This window comes from Vibrio sp. 1580, from assembly GCF_033340055.1.
The window spans coordinates 1-574 of record NZ_JAWOVT010000526.1; the positions used below are offsets into that span (position 1 = coordinate 1).

Annotated in this window: 1 protein-coding gene; it reads left to right on the forward strand. The window is 46.9% G+C overall.

The features are described 5' to 3' along the window. Positions 1-122 precede the first annotated feature (122 nt). Positions 123-574 (forward strand): metallophosphoesterase (locus R7093_RS26970; RefSeq protein ID WP_318147243.1); only part of this gene is annotated, 452 nt, incomplete at its 3' end.

Genomic DNA, 574 nt, shown 5'->3' on the forward strand with positions numbered 1-574 from the left:
TCAATTAGCGATTACTGACATGAATTTATGTGATCCAATTCAATCGCCTGAGTTACGTGCTTTTTTAAAGTTGCTCTGTTTCGCGAAACCTTACTTCTTACTCAACTTTTACCGGATCAACTATGAAGACATTTTCTAAAAAGCCGTTGCTGTATGCGTTAGCGGCGTTCTCTATCGGCGTGTCATTTTCTTCCTTTGCGGAAATTCGCAACGTCACGTTGCTGCACACCAACGACATTGAAAGCGTTTATGAGCCTGTTGACGCATTTTGGAATCCAGACATTAGCCGCATTGGCGGTATTCCTTACCTTGCCACGCTGATCAAACAAACCCGCGCGCAAGAGGAGACCAGTTTCTTGTTCGATGCGGGGGACATTTTCACTGGTTCACTCGCGAAAAAAACGCAAGGCAAGCTCTCTTTCGATTTGTACAGCGCGATGGGCTACGACGCGATAACGCTCGGTAACCACGAATTTGAATACGGCTGGCAAACCTTGAAAGAGAACATGCCAAGAGCCGCCTACCCCGTGCTCAATGCCAACATCACGTTTGAGCAAAACAACGCGCCATTTGC